The following is a 23262-nucleotide window of genomic DNA, read 5'->3' on the forward strand; positions in this document are numbered from 1 at the left end:
TTGTTAATACAATTTTGCTTTAATCGCATTACTCAGAAATCTATGAAATCGACTCAAAGCCTTGTTGAGCAAGCAGTAGCGCTCCATATTCAGCAGCCTGTTCTGCTGGCAATAACACAGCAGATAAACCTTGACTGAAATAAGGCCGATAAGCATCCGCTAAACCACCACTGATAACAATACGACCTACATCAACACAGCTCATGCTAGTTACCATATTTTCTATATAAGTGACGGCTTCTGCAATCAGACTTAAAGCAACTTGATCGTCTTGTTTTGCAGCCTTAAAAACAAGTGGTGCTAAAGCTGCAAAATCTCGTTGAGTCGCCCCCTGTAAAGCTTGAATTAGGCCCAACTCATCACTGCAATTAAAAAAGTCGAATAAAAACGCCAACAATAAAGTCTCTTGGGCGAGCCCATCCACACTTAATAAACTCATTTCCAGCGCTTTTAAGCCTAACCATGCTCCACTTGCTTTATCACCAATAGGAAAACCATGCCCGCCCCAACTATAAACTTGGCTAGACACACGAGCATAAGCACAAGAACCCGTACCTAATACAATAATGCCGCCATCTTGCTCACCGTGCTCAGCAAGACAAGCAATATCTAAATCACTGCTAACATGCACTTGTAACCAGGGGTGAGCCCAAGCCTTTAAGGCGTGTTTCACCGAGCTGATATTCGCTCCAGCTACGCCCATACCAACAACTAAGCTGCTCATATTCCTGATAGTAGCTTGCTCACAAGCTTGTAGAATAGCCGCCTGTATAGATTCAAGCGCCAAGTCGAAATCCTGCCAAGCATTGGCAGGCCCACCTTGGCCACTGGCGATTATTTCTGCTTGTTGATTTTGAATAAGTGCCCGGCAACCCGTGCCTCCAGCATCAACACCAACAAAATAAATTCCTTGTTGATTAGTCATTGAGCAAGCCATCTTTATCCAATGCGTAATACCTACCTTTTTGCCACAACTCTTGTAGGTTCAAGTCTTTATCTAAATGCAATAAAGAGGCATCACGCCCCTTGGCAATAGAGCCAAGCTTATGATCTAGAGACATCATTTGAGCAGGGTATAAGCTGGCCATGTTCACAGCTTCAAACAGTTCGATATCTAAGCGTTCTACACAGTTCCTTAGTGCACTGAGCATATCCAAGTCTGAACCTGCAAGCACATTGTCTGCCGTGGCACAGCGGCCTTCTCTGGCTTGTATCAACTCGCCGTTTAAATAAAAAGATTTTTCTTTGGCTCCCACACTCGGCATAGCATCAGTAACCAAAACAACCTTGCCGCGAGGTTTAGCAGCTAGCGCAAGCTTAAGTGAAGCATCATGAACATGATAACCATCCACAATAATAGATACCCAGCTTTCTTTATCATTTAAGGCAGCACCCACCACACCCGGCTCACGACTATTTAGAGGTGTCATTGCATTATATAAATGGGTAAAACTACTTAAACCCGCTTTTAAGGCCGCTTGTGTTTGTTCAAAGTTGGCGGCGGTATGGCCTGCTGCAATCACCAAGCCCTGATCCACCAACTGTTTAATATAGGAGCTGCTATTTTGCTCAGGCGCTAAGGTTAATAAAAGACGCCCTCGCCGTTTTTCTTGAAACAGCTTTATATTTTCTTCATTAAGAGAGCAAAACACATCGTCATTATGCACACCTTTGCGCTGGGCATTTAAAAATGGCCCCTCAAGATGCAAACCTTGCACACTTGGAACAGAATCCAGCGCCTCATTTAGGCAGTTCAAACATTGTTCTACGACAGCCAGCTCATCGCTTATTAGGGTCGGCAGCATGGCTGTTGTACCAAAGGTCAAATGCGCTCGTGCGATGGCAGCCATCCCCGCCACGCTGGGCTGGTCATTAAGCAAGACACCAGCACCGCCATTTACTTGGGTATCAAAAAAGCCGGGGACTAAATAACCACCATTTAAATCGATAGATGACATCTCGGCCGAGAACTCATTAACAGAAACAATGGACTCGATTTTCTCTCCGTTAAGTAGCACAACCACATCAGTCAACCATGCATGTTGATGATGCACGCGGGCATTGATCAAAGCTTGGCGCACGCCATTCTCCTAAAATGAAGCTCTAACAACAAAGGGCCAATTGTAGCGACTCCATCGCACATCCACCTATTTTTCTTAGCAAGTTGTCACGAATTGCTCACAATACACGTGATAATCCCTAATTAAACAAAAAGTGCATTGATAATTTCATACGAGGCACCTAGCATGGTCAGCCTTAATCCGTGCTAACAAGGTTGTTTAATGCGACGCTTTCGCTCTCTACTTATTTGTTTTATGGCTTCTGCTGCTTTAACAGCCTGCCAAACTCAAACCCAGACTCCAACTGACAGCACAAGCGCTGATAGCAAGGAGATGCCTCGCATTAGCAATTATCAAACGGGTCGTCTTGAAATCTACGATGACAGGGCTCTGAACTTCTTTGAGCAAGACCAACAAGCCCATGTACTTGCAGAAGGTTTCGAGTGGACTGAAGGCCCTCTGTGGGTAGAGAGCGGTCAATACCTTTTGTTCTCAGACATTCCACGCAATAAAATTATGAAATATGAGCCTGAGTCAAAAACACTCAGTACCTATCTAGATAACTCCGGTTGGAGCAGTTCAACCCATCTTGAAGGTTACGGCTCCAATGGTTTGTTATTAAATCAGAACGATGAATTAATATTAATGCAAACAGGGCAACGCCAAGTCGCACTTATGCAAGCGAGCTTGGAGCAACCCAAAAGTGAGTTCCTTAGCCTCGCCTCTCACTATCAAGGTAAACGCTTAAACAGCCCCAATGATGCGGTATTTGATAACAACTTCAATCTGTATTTTACCGACCCAACTCACGGTTTAAACGATAAAGACAAGCGTTATTCAGAGCTCGACTTTAGTGGTGTCTATCGTATCAATGCCGATAAAGAGTTAAGCCTTGTCAGCGATGAACTGAGCTTTCCAAATGGCATTGGCTTATCAACTGATGAAAAAACGCTGTATGTTGCGGTCTCAGATAAAACCCATGCCGCTTGGTACCACTTTGATGTAAAGAGCGATGGCAGTTTAGGTAAAGCCAAGATTTTTTATGACGCCAAAGAAGAAGTAGACACAAGCGATAAAGAGCACCCAGGTTTGCCAGATGGCATGAGTGTGCACAGCAGCGGCGCCATCTTTGCTACAGGCCCCCATGGTTTATGGTTATTTGCCCCAGACGGCACAGTATTAGCGCGAGTATTTATTGACTCGTTGGTATCCAACGCCGAGCTTAATGCTGATGAAAGCGTTGTTTACCTAAGTGCCGACGACTATCTTATGAGCTTTAATATCAAAAAAGGCGCTCATCTTTAAATAGACATGATAAGCCACCTATACAAAAGGTGGCTTTAGCAGCACAGCCAACCCTAACTCAGTAATAACTGAGTAAAAGCATGCCTCAAGTTATAAGTATCACGATCTTCCATAAACAAAAACTGACCCGATGGGTTAATTTCAAGAAAGACCCACTCTCCTTTTGAATTTTGCCTAAAATCCAAAGCGCCATAATCCAAGCCCAAGACCTTCATCAAACTGAAAATCATAGTTTGTAACTCTATAGGCAAAGAGATGCTTAGCCACTGAACAGACGTATCGAGACGCCAATCGAGATACGCCACTTCTGAGCGACTAGATACTTCCGCAGCAAAGACTTGATCACCAATAACAGTAACCCTTACATCACGCCCCAAATCAATTAACTCTTGAAAGATCACAGGAGCGTACTTCAGCGTTTGCAAGTCCTCATTGAGTTCCTCACTCCACTCTCGAGTTTCTACAATGCGCCAAGATGGAGAGTGAAAAGCCTTAAAGACAACACGCCCCTTATACTTAGCAACAAAATCTCGAACAGCATTCGGATCATTGCACATTAGAGTATCAGGAATGTTAAGACCTAAGGCTTTTGCATGCTTAAGTTGATAGGGCTTATGGTCCGCCATAGACTGCTGCAAAGGATCGTTAATTAAACGGCAACCCGAGGCCAATAAAGCTCCACGAATTAAACGATCACTTTCAATTAAGCAGTAGTTGCGCACTCGCGGGTCATCAATGTCATCGGGTATCTCCGCTGCCATAGGCCTACGCCACCAGCATGATGCATATTGAGACAGCTCTATACTACGCTCACCGACGCCATCAAGAACAACACCTCGACTGTCGCTATAAAATGAAAGTTGCTGCTTAGCAGGAAAACCCGAACTATCCCAAATTTGCACCTCGGCTAATTCTTTTGACTCAATATACGCTGCGATATCCTGAGCGTGAGCATCGTCTTGCGGCGCCAGAATTAAAACCTTGTTCTTAGTCACCATGGAAAGTTCAAACCTCCACGGAAAGAACCGTGACCACTATCATCTTGCTCTTCATCAGCTCTTGCATCAGCCACATAATAAACCCCATATGAATCACAGGTAGGCAATAATAAACCGGTCATTTTAGTACAGGTTCCCTGAACCGCTGTTTGATAAGCAGTGCTATAAGAACAGCTAGTACTATTATCCTTATTAAGGCCACCAGGTGAAAAACCACCAAAATCCAAATCGGGTAAGTCGACACCAGGAATACGCCCAGGATACTCCCATTCAATTGGAGGTAACTCTTTAGGCCCTGGTAAATCACCACCAACACCTGTACGGCCAATGCTTAAAACCTGTTCCGCAGCTGAGGGCTGCAATAAAACAAAAGGATTATTGTTGGCTAATTTTTCAAGGGGGATGGTGATATCGCTACCGGGCTTCGGAATTTCAAACGGGTCAACCACACCAACAACTTGCTGGTTAAAATCAGTAATAACTAAAACGCCACTTGTCATCGGCTCCTGACCTTCTTTATAGGTCGCAAAAACCGTGTGATGTAACTTGGTATGAGGGTTGTAAAGAAGTTCAAACACATTTGAAACTTCCATACCTGACTCAAACACTTCGGCCAGTACTTGTAATACTCGCTTATCCTGCATAGAGGCGCGAGTATTATTTGGATACACACGCTCAGTTTCAGTCTTTGTTAAATCGTCATCAAATAACGATGCCAATGTATTCAGTTTTTCTTCAGTTTTACTACTAGGTTTACATGCTTCCATCTCTACATATCCTTATATAGTGTAAGAACGTCAATAAACAATATAACTCCCGTTTTTTACCGTTTATTTATATTACTTACCTCAGGACTTGTAACAAGGAAACTGAGTCACATATTTAGATTATATATGAGGGCTAAAGCGGCTTCGTTAGTAACAAAACCGCCTCAAAATAGAGCATTAATAGCAAGCAGGGAACTAGAAACCCTGAAGCGAGTTATAGGAAGAAAGTGTAAGCGGGGTTCTTACTTTCATCCCAGTAGCTGTAATTAAGATCATCTAATAACTGCTCTAAATCTTTGCGCTCGGCTTTAGGCACTTGCATGCCAACCAATACCCGCCCAAACGCAGAGCCGTGGTTGCGATAGTGGAACATACTTATATTCCAGCGGCCTGCTAGCTTAGTTAAAAAGTTAAGTAGAGCACCTGGGCGTTCAGGAAATTCAAAACGGTACACACATTCATCATTGGCCTCAGGCGCTTTACCTCCAACCATATAACGCGTGTGCAACTTGGCCATTTCGTTGTCGGTCATATCGACAACCTCATAACCTGCACCTTGCAGCTTAGCCAGTATCTCTTCTCTATCGTTCTTATCCGGGCTAACCGCTAAACCGACAAAAATATGTGCTTGCTCATTATCTCTATAACGATAATTGAACTCGGTAATCGCACGGCGCCCCAGCAACTGGCAGAATTTTTTATAAGCACCCGGTTTTTCAGGAATGGTCACGGCAAAAATCGCTTCGCGCTTTTCCCCAATTTCTGTGCGCTCACTGATATAGCGAAGTCTATCGAAATTGGTATTGGCACCACTGTCGATGGCAACCACCGTTTTACCCTGCCAGTTATTAGCAGCCACATATTTTTTCAAACCAGCAAGAGACAATGCACCTGCAGGCTCCGCAATAGAGCGAGTATCTTCAAAAATATCTTTGATTGCCGCACACATTTCATCGGTACTTGCAGTAATCACCTCATCGACGCTTTCTTTGAGTACTCGATACGTTTCTTTACCGATCTGGGCGACAGCCACACCTTCGGCAAATAGGCCAACATGGCTCAAGGTGGCTCGGCGCTTTTTATCCCAAGCCAGCTTTAAACAAGCGCTGTCTTCGGCCTCAACCGCAATCACCTTGGTCTCTGGGCGAACGTGTTTAATATAAGCGGCAACACCGGCAGCCAAACCACCGCCGCCAACAGGAACAAAAACCGCATCGATATCACCGCTGTATTGGCGCAATATCTCCATGCCAACAGTACCTTGCCCAGCAATCACATCACCGTCATCAAATGGATGCACATAGGTTAGGCCTTTTTCTTCCACCAACTTATTGGCGTGAGCAGCCGCTTCATCATAGGTGTCACCAACTAATACCGCCTTGGCACCACGGCGACGTACCGCATCCACTTTAATTTGTGGTGTCGTACGTGGCATAACGATGGTTGCCGCCACCCCCAAGTGCTGCGAAGCAAGCGCCAAACCTTGAGCGTGATTCCCTGCCGAAGCAGCGACAACACCCTTGGCTTTTTTGTCATCACTAAGCAAGCGTAATTTGTTATAGGCACCGCGAATTTTAAAACTGAATACAGGCTGTAAATCTTCGCGCTTGAGCAATACCTTGTTATCGCAGCGCGCGCTAATCAGTGGGACTTCATCCAAAGGTGTTTCTATGGCGAGGTCGTAGATACGCGCATCGAGGATGCGTTTGATATAAGTTGCTGGCATGGCGCTCTTTTGTATTCCGTTTGGTGTTTACGTTAAAAGCCACGAATACTAAAGCATAGCTCGGCGCGAGTCATGCACGGCTAGCCAGAACAAGCACACTTATAGAGATACTTGAGACAGACCAAAACAAACCTCCCCTGAATTTAAGGACAGCGTATTTAGCCTCAAGGTAAATACAGCCCTTAGCACTAGCTCAAAAACAATAACATCATGCCAAAGCATGGCGCCTAAAACGTTAAAACAAGACCTTAAGTATATTCCTTTCTAATAGGTCAAAACTTTGAACAAAACACGGTGAAAAGCCTAATTTTGTTATATATGATCGCGACCGCACTACACAGGAAGTTCTGTTGTGCTGATAAACATAAAAATAAGCTGAGCTGACAGAGTCAAAAATGAGTAGCAAATACTTGTTACTAAGCTAACGATCTAAAGGAAAAATAGATGAAAACCTATCTAGGGTTTGCAAGGTGGCGACATGTCCTCGCCGCAGTTTTATGCTCACCATGTTTATTTGCCAATGCCGAAACCATTCGCACTGAAGCGGAAGATTTTTTAAGTTTAGGCGGCGATTATAACGACCAACAAGCTCAGCCAATTAGTGTTTACAGTGTTAACGGTAGCACAGCCCTTAATTACGTAAACCGAGGCGATTATGCCGAATACTCTATTGATGTTAATACAGCGGGTAATTACGACTTATCGTATTTCATTGGTACCGCTGTAAGCAGCAACGTTGAAATCAGCCTAGAGATTAACGAGGGCGGAAACTGGAATAGACTTGCCGCAACCGAAGTCCCCATGTGGGGCTGGGATAACTTCCAGGCACTTGAGCACGAACAAACGATTGCTCTACCTTACGGAAGCCACACTATTCGTGTTTACGCCAGCGGCAGCAATGACTGGCAGTGGAACTTAGATGCCTTCGAATTAAACTTGGCATCGGCAACCCCTAGCCCATCACCAAGCCCTAGCTTGAGCCCATCGCCAAGTCCTTCGCCCTCACCGAGTGTGAGCCCAAGTCCTTTAGTCTCACCCAGCGCTTCGCCAAGCCCAAGCCCAAGCCCAAGCCCAAGCCCAAGTATGATTGAGCTTGTTATTGAAGCGGAAGACTTTAATAACACCGGCGGTAGCTATGTCGACAATCAAGCAGAAGCGGTTAGTCGTTATAGCGTCGGTGACATCAGTGGCATTAATTACGTCAATCGCGACGACTATGTCGATTACCAAATCGATATTGCTCACGCCGGTAGCTATGAAATCAGCTTTAACGCCGGCACCGCCGTCGATGGTGCCGCTATTGAGTTTTTCTTGTTAGAAAATGCAAGCTGGCAGTCTTACGGTTTAACGCCTGTCGACAACACCGGCTGGGATAACTTTCAAATCTATAAAGCGGATAGCGAAGTACAGCTTAACGCTGGCCAACACAGCGTGCGCTTACAGGCGTCAGGCAGCCACGACTGGCAGTGGAATTTAGATTTGTTCAAGCTAACACTGGCTGGCTCAAGCCCCATTGCCTCACCAAGCCCTTCCGTGAGCCCAAGCCCTTCAGTAAGCCCAAGCGCCTCACCTAGCCCCGCAGTGACTCCTTCGCCAAGTGTTAGTCCTTCACCAAGTCCATCTCCAAGTCCATCTCCAAGCCCAAGCCCTTTGATAAGCCCGTCACCGAGCCCACTACCTAGTCCTTCACCTAGTGTTAGCCCTGTGACCGAGCTGCTTATAGAAGCGGAAGATTTTACCGAAGTCGGCGGAAGCTTCAGCGATGGTCAAGTTGAAGCGGTCAGCACCTTTAGTGCGGGCGATGTGATTGGTGTTAATTATGTCAATCGCGGCGATTACATGGATTACCTGGTCGATGTCTCCATTGCCGGTCGCTACGGTATTAGCTACCGAGCCGGTACTGCAGTTGATGGCGCCCAAATCGAGCTACTACAACTACAAAATGGCCAGTGGCTATCCATCGGCATAACCGATGTCGCTAAAACCGATTGGAACGACTTCCAAGATTATCAGGCTAACTACAGCATTGATTTAAACAAAGGCGAACAACACATTCGCATTCAAGCAACACAAAACTCAGACTGGCAGTGGAACTTAGACTCCTTTAGTTTCTCACTAGAGCAAGCCTTGGATACCACCGTCTTTGGTATTCAATTTAGTGATGACTTCTTTGCTATTTGCGCAAACGAGCATATTCAACAGCATGCTTATACTGGCTTTGAACAAATCACGGAACTTGATTGCTCCGCATCAAACATCAGCAACGTGAGTGATCTCCAGTATTTCAGCGCACTGGAACAGCTTGATCTTAGTGATAACCAAATCACCAACATCAATGTTGATTCGCTAGCTGCCCTACAAGAATTAAACATCTTAAATAACCGCTTAAGTCGCTCAGACTTAGATTATCTAAAGAGCCTTTCCCTTAACCTTATTGCTGATGACCTTATTGTTACCAGTGTTGCCGGCACAGGTATAAGCATTAACCCCGGCTCTGCCGGTGCAAGTTTTGGCGAAAGCTTAAGTTTCACTATCGACGTAGAGCAGGGCTGGTTACTTGAAGACATCATCGGTTGTGATGGTCAACTCCAGGGTAATATTTTTAACACCTCAGCGCTTTTAGCTGACTGCCAACTAGAAGCATTAAGCTCTGAAGATCAAGGCCAGCAATTTAGTGGTTACGTGTTTGAACAAGGCACAAATACCGCACTGTTTGGTGTTGAAGTAAAAGTGTTTACCGACAATGTTGAACAGGCTCTTGTAGCTAGCACTGATATGACCGGTTATTTTGAAATAACCAGTTTCGATAGCCCGCCACAAACATTAACTTTTGAACACGCTGACTATATGTTTGAAGAGTTTAATGAACAAAGCCCGCAGCAAGGCTTAAATATCGAACTTCGCAAACGAGTAAAAAGTGCCGCTACCGTACGCTGGGAAGGCTACCTTGCCGCTAATAACACCAGCCTAAATTACGTCAACAAACCTGAGTGGGCCGTGAACTTCAGCCAAAGTAATTTAAGTGGTGACTTCACGCCTAATCAAAACATCATTCGCCGCGACCCAAGTGCCGTGCTTGAAATCGATGGTTTGTATTACAACTGGTATAGCTACTGCGTCGGTTATTACGTCGGTTTTGGTAGCAGCGACCCAGAAGGCAAAGTATTCCCTTGGGATAAGTGTGATATTTATTACGCCACCTCAAGCGACGGCTGGACTTGGAATGAGCAGGGCCCTGCAGTCGTACGCGGCCCTGAAGGCGCTTTTGATGATAGATCCGTATTTACTCCTGAGGTCCTCAAGCATGAGGATCGCTACTACTTGGTTTACCAAGCAGTTAAAGCGCCTTATACCCAAAGAGTTAAAAACACCGTCGCTATGAGCTGGTCCGATTCGCCAACAGGGCCATGGACTAAACTCGACAAACCGATTTTAAAAGCGACCAATAATGGTATTTGGCAGGGCACGGCTGACGATCATTTTGCCGCGATTAAAAAAGGCGATTTCGACAGCCATAAAGTACACGATCCAACACTCTTACACTTCAACGGTAAATTCCATCTTTATTATAAAGGTGAGCGTATGGGTGAAGAGCGTTACTTCGGACAGCGTGAAATCAAATGGGGTGTCGCCACCTCAGAACATCCTTTTGGCCCTTATGAAAAGTCGGTTAGCAACCCGATTACCAATACCGGCCACGAACTTGTTATTTGGAAATACAAAAACGGTATCGCTTTGATCAACACCTTGGATGGGCCTGAGCGCAACACCATTCAATATGCTGAAGACGGTATTAATTTTGAAATCCAAAGTACGGCTAATAACCTGCCTCATGCGCAAGGTTTATTCCGCTCACCGGTAAGCGATACCGATCCACATGCAGGTGTGAGTTGGGGTCTAGGCCACGTGATGGTTTGGAATATCCCCGGTGGCTGGATGTATATCAACCGCTTTGAAGTTCAGCGTTAAGTTATTAATGCTAAGCCTCTGACAAATGACATTGTCGGGGGCTTTAGTTTTAAGCCGAGCCAGTTTACTGCGCTCGGCTTTTTTATTGGCACAGATCTATATTGCCAACGATATCGACTGCTCCCGTAATTATCGCCCGCTGCACAGCAGTAAAAATAAACAAAAGGCGTTACACTTCGAAATATCAATCGGCTTAGGCCTAATACAACATATCTTTAACACTGCAGCGCCCACTACAGATGAATAAACAAGACCAACTCAAGCATCAAGTCGCCAAAGCGGCCATCGATTACGTTGTTCCCAAGCTCAAACCAAGCGACGTACTTGGTATAGGTACAGGCTCAACGGCTAACTTTTTTATCGATATGCTCGACGGCCACCAAAGTAAATTTAAAGCGGCTATCGCCAGCTCTGAAGCCTCGGCCGAACGCCTAAAAGCCATCGGTGTTGAAGTCCTAGATATGAACGACGTTCAGAGTCTCGCTTTTTATGTCGACGGTGCAGACGAAAGCAATAAAGAACTTCACCTTATTAAAGGTGGTGGTGCCGCATTAACTCGCGAAAAAATTGTCGCCTCCATCGCCAAACAGTTTGTATGTATTGCCGATGAGAGTAAGTGGGTTGATTGTTTAGGCGCCTTTCCTCTCCCCGTAGAAGTGATTCCAATGGCTCGCGAAGCCGTTGCCCGTCAGTTGGAAGAACTCGGTGGTGATCCTCGCTGGCGTGAAGGTGTCATCACAGATAATGGCTGCGACATCCTCGATGTTCACGGTTTAAAAATCAGCAATGCGATTAAACTAGAAAGTGAGATCAACCAAATTGTTGGTGTCGTTAGCAACGGACTTTTTGCCAGACGCAAAGCCGATGTCATGTTGCTAGGTCGTGAAGACGGAGTGCAAATTATCTATCCAGGCTTGGGTGGCTAAACGCTTAACAGCCCTACAGCCCTAGCCAGCTCAATAGATCGCAGATTCTAGCCGTGCTCGGCATGGCCACTTTGTTTCTGGGCACGCCGTATATATGTCCCTATAGGCTTGACTAGCGCTTCCATGCGCTAGACAGCCCATCAACAAAGCCACCATGCCAAGCCCTCACCTAGCTGTTCAGTCCCAGCACATTTATTCCGATAAACACACAGCATTAAACTTGGCACTCAGCCAGTCCGAGCTGTTGCTTAGCTCTTAAAGGGTATCTGCCGCAGGACGCGGCAGCTAAGCCTATAGGGATATGTCCACGGCGTCCCTGCAAGAACTAAACAACAGATCGGACGAGATCAAGACTCACAACAGATGTGCATTCTTTTACATCCGTCCTATTAAACAGGCTACGATTTGAGCAAGGCCCTGTGCTACAATCGCGCCCCAAATTTTCCTCAGGCTTTAGCACGGACCGCTTAGCTTAGAATCCAACATTTCCGGCTTGTCCGACAGAGAGAATCATGAGCAAAACCTCACTGCAAAAAGACAAAATCAAATTTCTTTTGTTAGAAGGCGTACACGAAAGTGCGGTTGAGACCCTCAACCACGCTGGTTACACCAATATTGAATACGTAAAGACCGCACTGACCGGTGACGATCTGATCGAACAAATCAAAGACGCTCACTTTGTTGGTTTGCGCTCACGCACCCAGTTGACTCGCGAAGTACTTGAACAGGCACCTAAGCTTATCGCTGTTGGTTGTTTTTGTATTGGCACCAACCAAGTTGATTTAAAGGCAGCACAAGAAAACGGCGTTGTTGTGTTTAACGCACCGTATTCTAATACTCGCTCTGTCGCCGAACTGGTTATTGCTGAAGCCATCTTATTGCTACGTGGTGTTCCGGCCAAAAACGCAGGCTGTCACCGTGGAGAATGGTTGAAAAGCGCGGCAGGTTCGTTCGAGATTCGCGGCAAAACCTTAGGTGTGATTGGCTACGGTAGTATCGGTGCTCAGGTGAGTGTTTTGGCGGAAAGCCTTGGCATGCAAGTTATGTTTTACGATGCCGTCACCAAGTTACCGCTTGGTAATGCCGAGCAATGTAAGAGCCTTCAAGGCCTACTCGCAAAAAGCGACATCGTGACGTTGCACGTACCCGAGCTTGCCGCCACGAAAAATATGATTGGCGCTTCAGAAATCGCAGCCATGAAAGAAGGCGCCATACTGATTAACGCTTCACGCGGTACCGTTGTTGATATCGATGCACTTGCAGCGGCAATGGAAAGCAAACACATAGCCGGTGCAGCGATTGATGTTTTCCCAGTAGAGCCTAAAGCCAATGGCGAAGAATTTATTAGCCCTCTTCGCGTCTTCGACAATGCCATTTTGACCCCGCATATCGGTGGCTCAACCATGGAAGCGCAAGAAAACATTGGCTATGAAGTCGCAGAAAAGCTCATTAAATACAGCGATAACGGCACCACCACCAGCTCGGTTAACTTCCCTGAAGTTGCACTTCCGGCACAAGATAATGCACACCGTTTGCTGCATGTTCACCAAAACCGCCCAGGTATTCTGAACGCGATCAACCAAGTCTTTGCTGATCACGGCATCAATATCAGCGGCCAGTATCTGCAAACCAATGAAAACGTGGGTTATGTGGTTATCGATGTAAACGCTGAATACAGTGATATTGCATTAAAGCAGCTTAAAGCCATCGAAGGCACTGTACGCTGTCGCGTTTTATTCTAGCTCTCACTTTTAGCGGGCTGTTGAGCCCCTAAAAAGTCATCTAGGTAAGAGCCAATTGCAGTAAACATCGGCTCTTGCCAAGGCGCCGCCTCTCGAGTGAGGTGGTGGCGCGCCCCCTCCAAGATCATCACCTGAGCATTCAAAAACTTCTGTTTAAAACACGGTAAGTTGTAATCAAAATCCACAGTTTTATCACCTGTACCCTGCACAAGAAACAAGGGTATAGACGAAGCCGGCAAAGCCATAAACACTGCAGGCCAACGCAACATGGCAGCAATCCAACTCGTGGAAATATAGCGAACCTGCAAAGGGTCTTTATGGCATAGGAAATCAACAAAATCAGGATCATGGCTGTTACTAGTAAAACTGCGCCTGATCTTTTTCAGCCAGGGCCGCAGCACATAGTTTGCGCATTGAATCTTCTTCCAAGCTCGAACCTTTAATAAAGGCGCAAGAAAAATAGCCGCATCAACAGCAAGTGGCGTTTTTTGCAATAACGGGCCCGACCACACGGCCGCTCCAGTACTCTGACCTAGCGCGATACGCGCTAACTCGCCTTTGGGAAAATGCTCTAATAAGGCCTCAAGTGTTTGATGGTATAAAGAGAAATCATCAAGCTGACCAAAACCACCAGAGCTTAAACCATGCTCAGGTAAATCAAACGCCAAGACATTGATACGCTGGGACAATAAATACCGAATGAGCGGCTGATAAAGCGCAACATGATCAAACAAGCCGTGGCATATCACCACTTCTGCACGAGCTTGGTCTACAGCCCAGTAATGACAAGCCAACTGATAAGCCCCAGCCTGAATCGAACCAAAGTCATAACGATCAACCAAACCCTGACCAGCAAATAAGCCATCAAACTCATAAAAGCTGAAATACTCCAATAAAGCAGAGGACAGCCCTGAGGGTAAGTCTGCAGATAAACCTGAAGGAAGCTCAGCAAATACGGACAAAGGTGAGAACTTAGGAAGCGCTTGTTTAAGCGAGTTCACAAAAGCGAGGGGTTTTGGTGCTGTGCTGCTTGTCACGTCTAAAGACTGCTCCTAGAATCAAATTCCTCACCGAATAAATGGCAAGTACCTGTTTTAACTATGCGCCCTAGTTTACTCTTTTTCACACTTTTTTTAGTTCTAGCAAGCTGCTCAACTCGCTCAGAAGCAGCTAAAACCAACTCAGACGATAAAGTCATCGCCGGCTGGGTCGAAGAAGTTTGCTTCCCAGGTATTGAACAAGCCATAAAAGCCAAGCTTGATACAGGTGCAAAGACATCCTCAATTTACGCTGAAAATATTCAACGTTTTGAAAAAAACAATGAGCGCTGGGTTCGCTTTAACCTAGCTCTGAAAGATAAAAACCAGAAAGTGCATAAGCTCAAGCTAGAGAAGCCCCTGTCTCGACGAGTGAAAATTAAGAATCACGATGGCAACCATGACAGCAGGGTTACCGTTAATATTCCAATGAGCTTTAATGGCCAGACTGAAGAGGTGGAATTCTCGCTCGTCGATCGCAGTGAATATATCTACCCCGTGTTATTAGGGCGCCGCTTTTTAAGCCAATATGTCTTGGTAGATGCAAGCTCAACATTTCTGACTAGCAGCAGCTGCGGCAAATAAGCTTTAGAGGCCAATGCCTCTTAATGCAAACTCAATAGACTGCTCCAACTCCTGTTCTTTTTTACCCGTTCGTGCCAGTGACGCCGTACCGTGCATTAAGGCCATAAGAAAGTGACTCGAAGCCTCTGCACTTTTATCTAAGCCATGAGTCTGAGCCTCACTATCCGTAAGAAAAAGTTCACACAATACTCGCTGGCTTAACTCGGCCACTTCAAGAACTTTATTTTTTGCCGCTTCAGGTAAATCTTCAGCTTCCGTTTCAGCAGCGCATAAGGCCACATAACAGCCAGCGGGGGTACTTGCATCAAACTGGCTTTTCATAATTGAGCGCAGGAATAGGCTCAACCTTGTACGTAAATCGGTATTAGCGAGCTTCAAACAAGCAGCATGTTTATCGGCAATACGCTCAACATAAAAATCCGTAGCCTGAAGGAAAAGGGCTTCTTTATTACCAAAGGCTGAATAGAGACTTGGCTTATTAATTCCCATGCTGCTGGTTAAATCACTGAGAGAAGCGGCACCATAGCCTTTCTGCCAGAACACATTCATGGCCGCCTCTAAAGCCTGCTGCTTATCAAATTCTAATTTTCTACCACCAGCCATATTTACCTCATATGCATTTAGCGCACTCAAGCCCACGCCAAAAACAAGCCTGAAAGCATGTAGCTCTTATTAACTTCAATATTTTGTAAAAGTCTGTTGACACAACAATACCGATCGGTACAGAATAACTCAACCTTACCGATTGGTACAAAATTGAATTTTACCCGTATCTCAAGCCATCGCTAAGGCCCAACCTTCGATTTCGCAATGCCATTAGGGCACACCACAAGGAACAACGACAATGAGTTTTTCAGTTAAAGGTAAAGTAGCATTGGTAACAGGTGCAAACCGTGGCATAGGTAAGGCCATTGTTGAATCACTGATTAAGCACGGCGCGTCTAAGGTCTACCTTGCTGTACGTAAGCCCCAAAGCACTCAAGAGCTCAGCCAGCGTTATGCAGATAAAGTCAGCACGGTGTATTTTGACGCTGAAGAACCCGCCTCTATTCAAGCCCTTGCCGACAGCGCCCCTGATGTCGACCTACTTATAAACAATGCGGGTGTACTTGAAGTTGCCGAGCCTCTTGCAAAAAATGCGGTCGAAGCGCTTCAATATGAAATGAACATTAACGTTTACGGCTTAATTCGCATGGCTCAAGCCTTTAGTCCTATTCTAGAAAAACACCCTGAATCAGCCCTAGTTCAACTCAATTCAGTAGCCTCTATTAAAAACTTCACACCTTTTACTACTTATTCTGCATCAAAGGCCGCCTCCTACTCAGTTACTCAAGGCCTAAAAGACAGCCTCAAAGAGAAAGGCATTCAAGTATTAAGTGTACACCCGGGCCCCATCATGACTGACATGGCTACCAAAGCAGGCTTTGAAGAAGGTGATAGCAGTGAAGTGGTGGCAGAAGCGATTGTCGAGGCACTAGCCAAAGGAGAATTTCACCTCTTCCCAGATAGTATGGCCAAAGTGTTTGAAAGCGAATACCAACATTTTGCCGACAACATCATTAACGCAGATTTAAGCGGCTAACACTGCAAAGGCACACCAAGGATAACCTTGCGCTTATGGACGAGCGCAACTAAAACTTAGCTTCTATAAATTAGCTTGCCCTGCAATGAAGCTATCTCGATCTCTCTGAGCACTGTTGCTACAATCGCCTCACCTTTAATAAGTAACAAGCAAGGATAGACAAAGTGAACAGGCTAGCACTGATCAAAACACACTTGATCCTCGCGGCAGTATTCTTCCCTGCTGTGCTTATGTTTACCATAACAGGAGCCCTTTATACATGGGGAGTCAAAGGGAGCTATCAAGACAGCCAGTACACACTCACTTTGACACAAGCGCCAAAGCCCGACCTAGATATCTTTACACTGCTCGTTAGTAACGAGCTAACAAAATTAGATATCGAACTACCAACAGGTAAGTCAAAATTAAAACGCGAAGGAGAGCAAATACAATTTGAATGGCAAGGCTCATCTCACGACGTCATACTCAAACCCAATATAAAAGACGCCCAAGCAGAACTTATTATTAAACAGGCCTCCCCCTTACGCTTTTTTGTACAACTACACAAAGCTAAAGGAGCCGTGTTTTTTAAAATCTACACCACACTCTTTGCATTAAGTTTAAGCATTATTATGGCAACGGGTTTGATTATGGCTTGGCAAGTTCCTCGTTTTAAAAAGCTGACAGCTATAAGCCTCACAACGGGCCTGCTCAGTTTTATTGCCATCGCTCTTCTCAGCTAGAGCAGACTAAAGAACACACAGTACGTAAACAATGCCAAATATACTTATTATTGAAGATGAACGAGCCATTGCAGAAAGCCTAGAGTTTGTATTACAAAATGAAGGGTTTATTACTCAATGGAAAACTCTTGGTATAGAAGGGGCTGAACTTGTCGAAAGATCCACTATAGACCTTGTCATACTCGATATTGGCTTACCCGACATCACAGGTTTTGAGGTATGTAAAAGAATACGGCAATCATCACAAGTACCCATCATATTTTTAAGTGCCAGAGGCGATGAACTAGACAGAGTCGTTGGCTTAGAAATTGGAGCTGATGACTATGTGGTCAAACCCTTTAGCCCAAGAGAAGTTGCAGCTCGAGTCAAAGCCATTTTAAAGCGAATACAACCTATAGACGCATCACAAAATTTGACCAACCCAAAACTCTTTAAAATCCATAAAAATGGAAAAACCATAAGCTACAACGACCAGCTATTAGATTTAACAAAAGCTGAATATTTACTATTAGCCCACCTTTTAGAGAATTCAGGCCAAGTATTATCTCGAGGCCAACTTCTAAATGCGGTTTCGAACTCACATCATGACGTATACGAACGAACTGTAGATAGCCATATCAAAGCGATCAGATCAAAACTTCGTGACATTAAAGCTCCTGAAAAATTAATTAGCACTGTACGCGGCTTTGGCTATCGATTTGAAGGCGACTCATGCCATTAAGCATCAAAGTTTTTATAGCCTATACAATATTTGTCCTAATTTGTGGATATATCATCACATCGGCAATGATGGCCGAGATAAAACCAAGCATACGCCAGTCAACCGAAGAATCCTTAGTTGATACAGCCAACTTACTCGCAGAAGTATTAAAGGCCCCTGTAAAAAACCAACAAACCAACACTAAGTACTGGACAAATATTTTTGATCGATACAACTCAAGAGAGTTAAACGCAACAATATGGGGGAACCTAAAATCTTCCGCCCACCAACGTATTTATGTTACAGATCATAACGGCTTAGTTCTGTTAGATTCACAAGCTAAAGCTGTTGGCAAAGACTTTTCGAAATGGAGAGATGTTAATCTGACTTTACGCGGGCAATACGGAGCAAGATCCACCATTGAGAACCCCAAGGACCCAAACTCGACGGTAATGTATGTTGCAGCTCCGATTAAAGACAAGGGAGAAATCATTGGGGTAGTCACTGTTGCCAAACCCAATGAAACCTTGGCTCCATATATTGCTAAAGCACAGCACCGTTTAATGTATATGATGTCTGTCTTTATTGGTGTAGCAATTAGTTTGGGAGCACTTTTAGCGTGGTGGTTTGGCCGAGATATGAAACGCTTGCAAGAATTTGCCCACGAGGCCAGTAGAGGGAACAGAGAAAACATAAACCCTAAGTCGTTTCCAAGAGGAGAGATGCGCTTACTCGCCAAAGCAATGAGCACCATGCGCCAAGAGTTAGATGGAAAGACTTATGTCGAAAATTATGTGCAATCTTTAACTCATGAATTAAAAAGTCCTTTAGCTGGGATTACGGCATCATTAGAAATACTCTTACAAGAAAAAACATCAGCGAGCCAGCAAGAAAAATTCTTAAGCACTATCAACAATGAGAGCAAGAGGCTAAACCACTTAGTAGATCGGGTACTAAAGCTAGCGCAGTTGGAAGCCCAAGAAGCCCTTATCAACACTGGCACAATCGACATTAGAGGATGTATAGAGCAGCTCTTTTCAAATTTAAAAACTCGCACAGACATACAGAAAATCCGAATTAAGAATGAAGTCCCTAAAGAATGGACTTTAAATGGAGACCCATTTCTAATTGAATTAGCATTAAGTAATCTTTTTGAAAATGCTATAAGGCATTGTGCTTATGGAGGGCTTATCCATATTTACATTTCAGATCCAAGTGGAGGTATATGTGTATTCAATCAGGGGGATCTCATTCCATCTTATGCACTAGGCAAACTCACCGACCGCTTCTACTCTCTACCCAATAAAGACTCAAATCGAAGAAGTTCAGGCTTGGGCCTAACTCTGGTATCTGAAATAGCAGCATTACATCACGGCTCCTTTAACATCAAAAATCATCAAAACGGTGTTTTAGCCACACTCATCTGTAAGAGATAAGGAACAAAGGAGCATCTCAAGCACACAAAAAGCACATATCCTCCACAGAATCTCCATATTAACTGCGTAAGCTTTAAGCATTGATAGATAACCTAGGACTCTGTGCAGATGAAAAAGCCTCTCGCCGTTAAATTAACCATGATGATCGGCATCATTATTTTTTTGTTAATCCCTATTTCACAAATAGATGGCATTGTGGATGAACGAAAATCTCTACAGAAAAATGTAATAAAAGAAATTGCTTCTAGTTCAAGCACCGAGCAACTACTAATAGGCCCTATCTTAATTCAGCCCTTTGTAGAAACAAGCACATCATGGCAAACCACTCCAGACGGTAACGAGAAAACGCTCATTACAACCAAAACAGAAGGGAAGCTACAGTTTTTACCAGACAGCCTCAATGCTCATATAGAGCTCAAGAATGAACTACGCAGCCGCGGTATCTATGACAGCAAGATTTATCATGCAAAAACCAAGCTAACCGGCCACTTCTCTATACCTAAGAACTTTGGTCTATCGGACATGGCTAAAATTGAGCTAGGACAGCCATATTTACTTATCTCAGTTTCTGATATGAGAGGTATTAAAAGCTCTGTTCACATTGATCTAAACGGCAACAAACTTGAAGTAAAACCCGGCTCTAATCACACCTTTTTCTCTCAAGGGATTCACTCCTTTATTCCTACCATCACAAACCAAGGAGCAGACCTTGACTTTACAATCTCTATGAATTTCCAAGGATCTAGTCGATTAGAGTTCATTCCAATAGGAAAAGAAAATATGTTTCAGTTGCAGTCAGATTGGCCACACCCAAGCTTCGGCGGTCGCTACCTGCCAACAGAAAGGAAAATAACAACACAAGGCTTTTTTTCGACTTGGGAAATGAGCCGTTTTTCTACAAACATACAGTCACTTGCAAATAAATGCCTAAACAATAAGCTATGCACAGACTTTAAAGCTACTAAGTTTGGTGTAAGTTTTATCGATCCAGTTGACGTATACGTAAAAATCGATCGGTCAGTCAAATATGCGATCTTATTTATTATACTTACCTTTGTTGCATTCTTTCTTTTCGAATTACTAAAAGACCTTAGAATACATCCTGTACAGTATGCACTTGTTGGCTTGGCCATAGCTATTTTTTATCTGCTTTTACTCTCGTTATCTGAGCACATAGATTTTTCAATCGCTTATGCAATATCTTCACTTTCTTGTGCGGCTCTAATTGGCTCGTATATTTCATCTGCACTAAAGAGCAAACGTAGAGGCCTAGCGTTCTCTTTTTACCTAACACTCTTGTACATCTTACTATATGGCTTAATAAGCTCAGAAGATTATGCCTTATTGATTGGTAGCATTTTATGCTTCATCGTACTTTCAGCAGTAATGACACTCACAAGAGAAGTAGACTGGTATAAAACCTCCAGTCAAATGAACTTCAATGAAGCCCCTAATTCAAACAAACCCAGTATCGCCCCCAAGTAAACCTCGAAAGCGGTCGCTAATAATAGCGGCTGCCTCGCTACTCTATGATCAAACACCAACACAATAAAAATCACATGAAACAAATATCACTTAAAATCATAAGCATGTTAATTTTCACATGTATTTCTTACGCCATTTACTTAGCCAACACTGGAGATAAAAACACACTCTTTGACATCATCGCTACAATCCCATACGGAGACAAATTTGGACACAGCATTCTTTATGGCTCTCTAACCTATAGCATTATTATCGCCAGCAGGTTTAGAGTCATAAAAACAGGAAGGATAAGACTCTACTATGGAGTACTGTTCGCATCCTTATTCTCGATCACTGAAGAAATAAGTCAGCTTTTCATTCAAAGTCGAACATTCGACATTTCTGACTTAATAGCTGACTTGCTAGGCATTTCAATAGCAACACTCATTGCCATAAAATACCGACAAGTTAAACGGCACGCTTAATACAACAAATAGCTTAATGATGAATTAATGTGTCGTTGAAAGTCATCGGGGTACTCATGCCCAAGTTCTGGAAATATTAAGAATCGATTATTTACACTGTGAGCTTCTAGCTGAATAAAAAACTGCTTCTGAGCATCAAAAGCCCAATCATGTTCACCAGACATAATTGCCATCCTTAGATCGCTTTTAGCCCAGGTATCATATGTCTCTCTTGTCAAACCAGAAGGGATAACAGGGAAAGGTAACAACAAGCCCTTAACAGGAAAGCTCTTACTAATTGCAAGTTGAATAGATCGCATAGCGCCCATTGACGGACCTGCAAGCACAACCTTTTCTAAATCGATAGAATATTGACTGGTAATAAGTTGATATATTTTATTAATGTCAACTTGCCAGCTCCCCTCTTTAAATCGCCGACCAAAAAAACCCGCTAAGGCAGCACCTTGCACATAAGCAACAATAAACTCAGACTGCAGCCTCTCGGAATCAAAATGATATTGTAAATCGTTTATGCTGCCTATGCCGCCATGCATAATGATAAGTAGAGGATAATTCTTGTCCTTATTGTAAGTATTTGGAATTTGCAGCATGTACTGCATCTGACTCGTATCATTCGCTTTCGCGATTAGTGCTTGATTTTGCTTATAGAATTTCTCAAAACCTTGTTGAGATTTCAACTCAGATAAAAAAGCAGGGAAAGGCTGCTCACCATCTTGAAAGAAGAAAAACAAACCTTCATCTTGCCCTAACTGAAGAACAGACATAACTTGATTATATTGCTTTAAATTAGCGTAATGAAAAGCCAACTCCCAATATATTAAGTTGTAACGCGCAAAACTACTTTTCTGTGTATTCAGAGCCTGCAAACTCACTTTTATCGACTGCTCATCATCATTTACCAAATCAGTATTAAGTAATTTGGTAAGCTCAATATAACTAGGGTTTAAAGGCTTATACGCAATTTCTTGTGGCTCTTTAGCCATAAGCAAGCCGTGCCATAAAAGAAAAACAAGAGCAAAAAGCGGAGTTGAGCGAGCCATATATTCACATCCTAGTGCTATCAAACCACATCACGATCAAAAACAAAGCCTATGCTTATAGCATTAAGCCCCCTATCAAGTGTGATGCGAATCAAGCAGTCGATAGCTTGTGCCTAATACCTAGCACTCAATGGCCTCCCCAACGTATCGAGAAATATGAGTATATGAGCTAATGCGAGCACCTCTAATGTCGATTACAATCGTGGCTATCCTCACTAGCTAAAAATAAGAGCCAAACCATAATGACCAGCAAGTTTGACAAAGTCCGCGCCGAACAACTTGAATACAATGCTAAAAGAGAAAAGGGTTATAGAGAAAAAGCTCTAAAGATGTACCCATGGGTTTGTGGGCGCTGCGCGCGCGAATTTACTCATAAAAACCTATCTGAATTAACGGTGCACCATGTTAATCATGACCACGATCACAACCCAAGTGACGGTAGCAACTGGGAACTGCTATGCGTCTATTGCCATGATGAAGAACACACCAAGTTCGAAAACCTTGTGCGCTATGGAAGTACAAGCGAAACTGAAGTCAAACCCGCAACCTTTAACCCCTTTGCAGACCTAAAAGCGAAGATGAACAGCAAGTAGCCCCCAAAGAGAAAATGTGACGCGATTTGCAATTTCACATACTCATAATAACGCCCTGTTCCCTTATTAAAGGCTCAATACCTTCTAACTCATATAATTCTTAGCTATGTGAGGCCCCTGCATCA

At 44.0% G+C, this 23262-nt stretch carries 20 protein-coding genes; 12 read left to right on the forward strand and 8 right to left on the reverse strand.

All coding sequences use genetic code 11. From position 1 onward, the window contains the following. Positions 1 to 40 precede the first annotated feature (40 nt). Positions 41 to 925 (reverse strand): BadF/BadG/BcrA/BcrD ATPase family protein, encoded by an 885-nt coding sequence (locus AB1S55_RS02150; protein WP_370980141.1) that lies wholly within the window; start codon positions 923 to 925, stop codon positions 41 to 43. Next, positions 918 to 2081, reverse strand: a complete 1164-nt coding sequence (gene nagA, locus AB1S55_RS02155) for an N-acetylglucosamine-6-phosphate deacetylase (protein ID WP_370980142.1) — start codon at positions 2079 to 2081, stop codon at positions 918 to 920. Before nagA ends, AB1S55_RS02150 begins: the two co-directional genes overlap by 8 nt. 201 nt (positions 2082 to 2282) lie before the next feature. Here nagA and AB1S55_RS02160 point away from each other — a divergent pair, with 201 nt between their 5' ends. Continuing rightward, positions 2283 to 3365 carry an SMP-30/gluconolactonase/LRE family protein gene (locus tag AB1S55_RS02160; RefSeq protein WP_370980143.1) on the forward strand — a complete coding sequence of 361 codons (1083 nt, stop codon included), beginning with the start codon at positions 2283 to 2285 and terminating at the stop codon, positions 3363 to 3365. 53 nt (positions 3366 to 3418) lie between these two features. Here AB1S55_RS02160 and AB1S55_RS02165 read toward each other — a convergent pair whose 3' ends face one another. From AB1S55_RS02165 to ilvA, 3 genes are all read right to left on the reverse strand, one after another. Next, positions 3419 to 4363, reverse strand: coding sequence for an MvdC/MvdD family ATP grasp protein (locus AB1S55_RS02165; RefSeq protein WP_370980144.1), 945 nt, complete (start codon positions 4361 to 4363; stop codon positions 3419 to 3421). Next, a complete protein-coding gene (locus AB1S55_RS02170) occupies positions 4357 to 5130 on the reverse strand; it encodes a hypothetical protein (RefSeq protein WP_370980145.1) in 774 nt (257 codons plus the stop codon). The genes AB1S55_RS02165 and AB1S55_RS02170 overlap by 7 nt, the downstream gene beginning before the upstream one ends. A 214-nt stretch (positions 5131 to 5344) precedes the next feature. Then, entirely contained in the window at positions 5345 to 6856 is a 1512-nt protein-coding gene (gene ilvA / locus AB1S55_RS02175) for a threonine ammonia-lyase, biosynthetic (protein ID WP_370980146.1), read from the reverse strand. A gap of 444 nt (positions 6857 to 7300) precedes the next feature. Here ilvA and AB1S55_RS02180 point away from each other — a divergent pair, with 444 nt between their 5' ends. From AB1S55_RS02180 to serA, 3 genes are all read left to right on the forward strand, one after another. Next, entirely contained in the window at positions 7301 to 10825 is a 3525-nt protein-coding gene (locus tag AB1S55_RS02180; protein WP_370980147.1) for a carbohydrate-binding protein, read from the forward strand. 239 nt (positions 10826 to 11064) lie between these two features. Continuing rightward, complete coding sequence (gene rpiA, locus AB1S55_RS02185; RefSeq protein ID WP_370980148.1) at positions 11065 to 11751, forward strand: ribose-5-phosphate isomerase RpiA; 687 nt, start codon at positions 11065 to 11067, stop codon at positions 11749 to 11751. Positions 11752 to 12263: 512 nt separating this feature from the next. Beyond that, positions 12264 to 13493, forward strand: coding sequence for a phosphoglycerate dehydrogenase (gene serA, locus AB1S55_RS02190; protein WP_370980149.1), 1230 nt, complete (start codon positions 12264 to 12266; stop codon positions 13491 to 13493). Here serA and AB1S55_RS02195 read toward each other — a convergent pair. Continuing rightward, on the reverse strand, positions 13490 to 14530 hold the full coding sequence (locus AB1S55_RS02195; RefSeq protein WP_370980150.1) for an alpha/beta fold hydrolase: 1041 nt from the start codon (positions 14528 to 14530) through the stop codon (positions 13490 to 13492). The two genes, serA and AB1S55_RS02195, sit on opposite strands and share 4 nt — an antisense overlap. Before the next feature lie 63 nt (positions 14531 to 14593). Between AB1S55_RS02195 and AB1S55_RS02200 the strand changes: the two genes are divergently transcribed. Continuing rightward, entirely contained in the window at positions 14594 to 15115 is a 522-nt protein-coding gene (locus AB1S55_RS02200) for an ATP-dependent zinc protease (RefSeq protein WP_370980151.1), read from the forward strand. 3 nt (positions 15116 to 15118) lie between these two features. Here AB1S55_RS02200 and AB1S55_RS02205 read toward each other — a convergent pair whose 3' ends face one another. Beyond that, positions 15119 to 15718, reverse strand: coding sequence for a TetR/AcrR family transcriptional regulator (locus tag AB1S55_RS02205; RefSeq protein WP_370980152.1), 600 nt, complete (start codon positions 15716 to 15718; stop codon positions 15119 to 15121). Between the two features lie 241 nt (positions 15719 to 15959). Here AB1S55_RS02205 and AB1S55_RS02210 point away from each other — a divergent pair, with 241 nt between their 5' ends. The 6 genes from AB1S55_RS02210 to AB1S55_RS02235 all read left to right on the forward strand — a co-directional run bounded on the left by AB1S55_RS02210 (position 15960) and on the right by AB1S55_RS02235 (position 21504). Then, complete coding sequence (locus tag AB1S55_RS02210; protein ID WP_370980153.1) at positions 15960 to 16697, forward strand: SDR family oxidoreductase; 738 nt, start codon at positions 15960 to 15962, stop codon at positions 16695 to 16697. 164 nt (positions 16698 to 16861) lie between these two features. Next, on the forward strand, positions 16862 to 17419 hold the full coding sequence (locus AB1S55_RS02215) for a hypothetical protein (protein ID WP_370980154.1): 558 nt from the start codon (positions 16862 to 16864) through the stop codon (positions 17417 to 17419). Positions 17420 to 17450: 31 nt separating this feature from the next. Beyond that, positions 17451 to 18140: a two-component system response regulator CreB gene (gene creB / locus AB1S55_RS02220; protein ID WP_370980155.1), complete on the forward strand. Its 690-nt coding sequence runs from the start codon at positions 17451 to 17453 to the stop codon at positions 18138 to 18140. Then, positions 18131 to 19555 (forward strand): two-component system sensor histidine kinase CreC, encoded by a 1425-nt coding sequence (creC, locus tag AB1S55_RS02225; RefSeq protein WP_370980156.1) that lies wholly within the window; start codon positions 18131 to 18133, stop codon positions 19553 to 19555. Before creB ends, creC begins: the two co-directional genes overlap by 10 nt. A gap of 108 nt (positions 19556 to 19663) precedes the next feature. Next, complete coding sequence (creD, locus tag AB1S55_RS02230) at positions 19664 to 21040, forward strand: cell envelope integrity protein CreD (protein ID WP_370980157.1); 1377 nt, start codon at positions 19664 to 19666, stop codon at positions 21038 to 21040. A gap of 104 nt (positions 21041 to 21144) precedes the next feature. Continuing rightward, the gene (locus tag AB1S55_RS02235) at positions 21145 to 21504 is read left to right on the forward strand and encodes a VanZ family protein (protein ID WP_370981620.1); all 360 of its coding nucleotides are present in this window, start codon (positions 21145 to 21147) and stop codon (positions 21502 to 21504) included. Here the strand turns inward: AB1S55_RS02235 and AB1S55_RS02240 are convergent. Next, positions 21501 to 22544, reverse strand: coding sequence for a hypothetical protein (locus AB1S55_RS02240; RefSeq protein WP_370980158.1), 1044 nt, complete (start codon positions 22542 to 22544; stop codon positions 21501 to 21503). The two genes, AB1S55_RS02235 and AB1S55_RS02240, sit on opposite strands and share 4 nt — an antisense overlap. A 242-nt stretch (positions 22545 to 22786) precedes the next feature. Between AB1S55_RS02240 and AB1S55_RS02245 the strand changes: the two genes are divergently transcribed. After that, positions 22787 to 23137: a YajD family HNH nuclease gene (locus tag AB1S55_RS02245; protein WP_370980159.1), complete on the forward strand. Its 351-nt coding sequence runs from the start codon at positions 22787 to 22789 to the stop codon at positions 23135 to 23137. Positions 23138 to 23262 lie beyond the last annotated feature (125 nt).

Origin of the sequence: Agaribacterium sp. ZY112 (genome assembly GCF_041346925.1) — a bacterium.
GTDB lineage: Bacteria > Pseudomonadota > Gammaproteobacteria > Pseudomonadales > Cellvibrionaceae > Agaribacterium.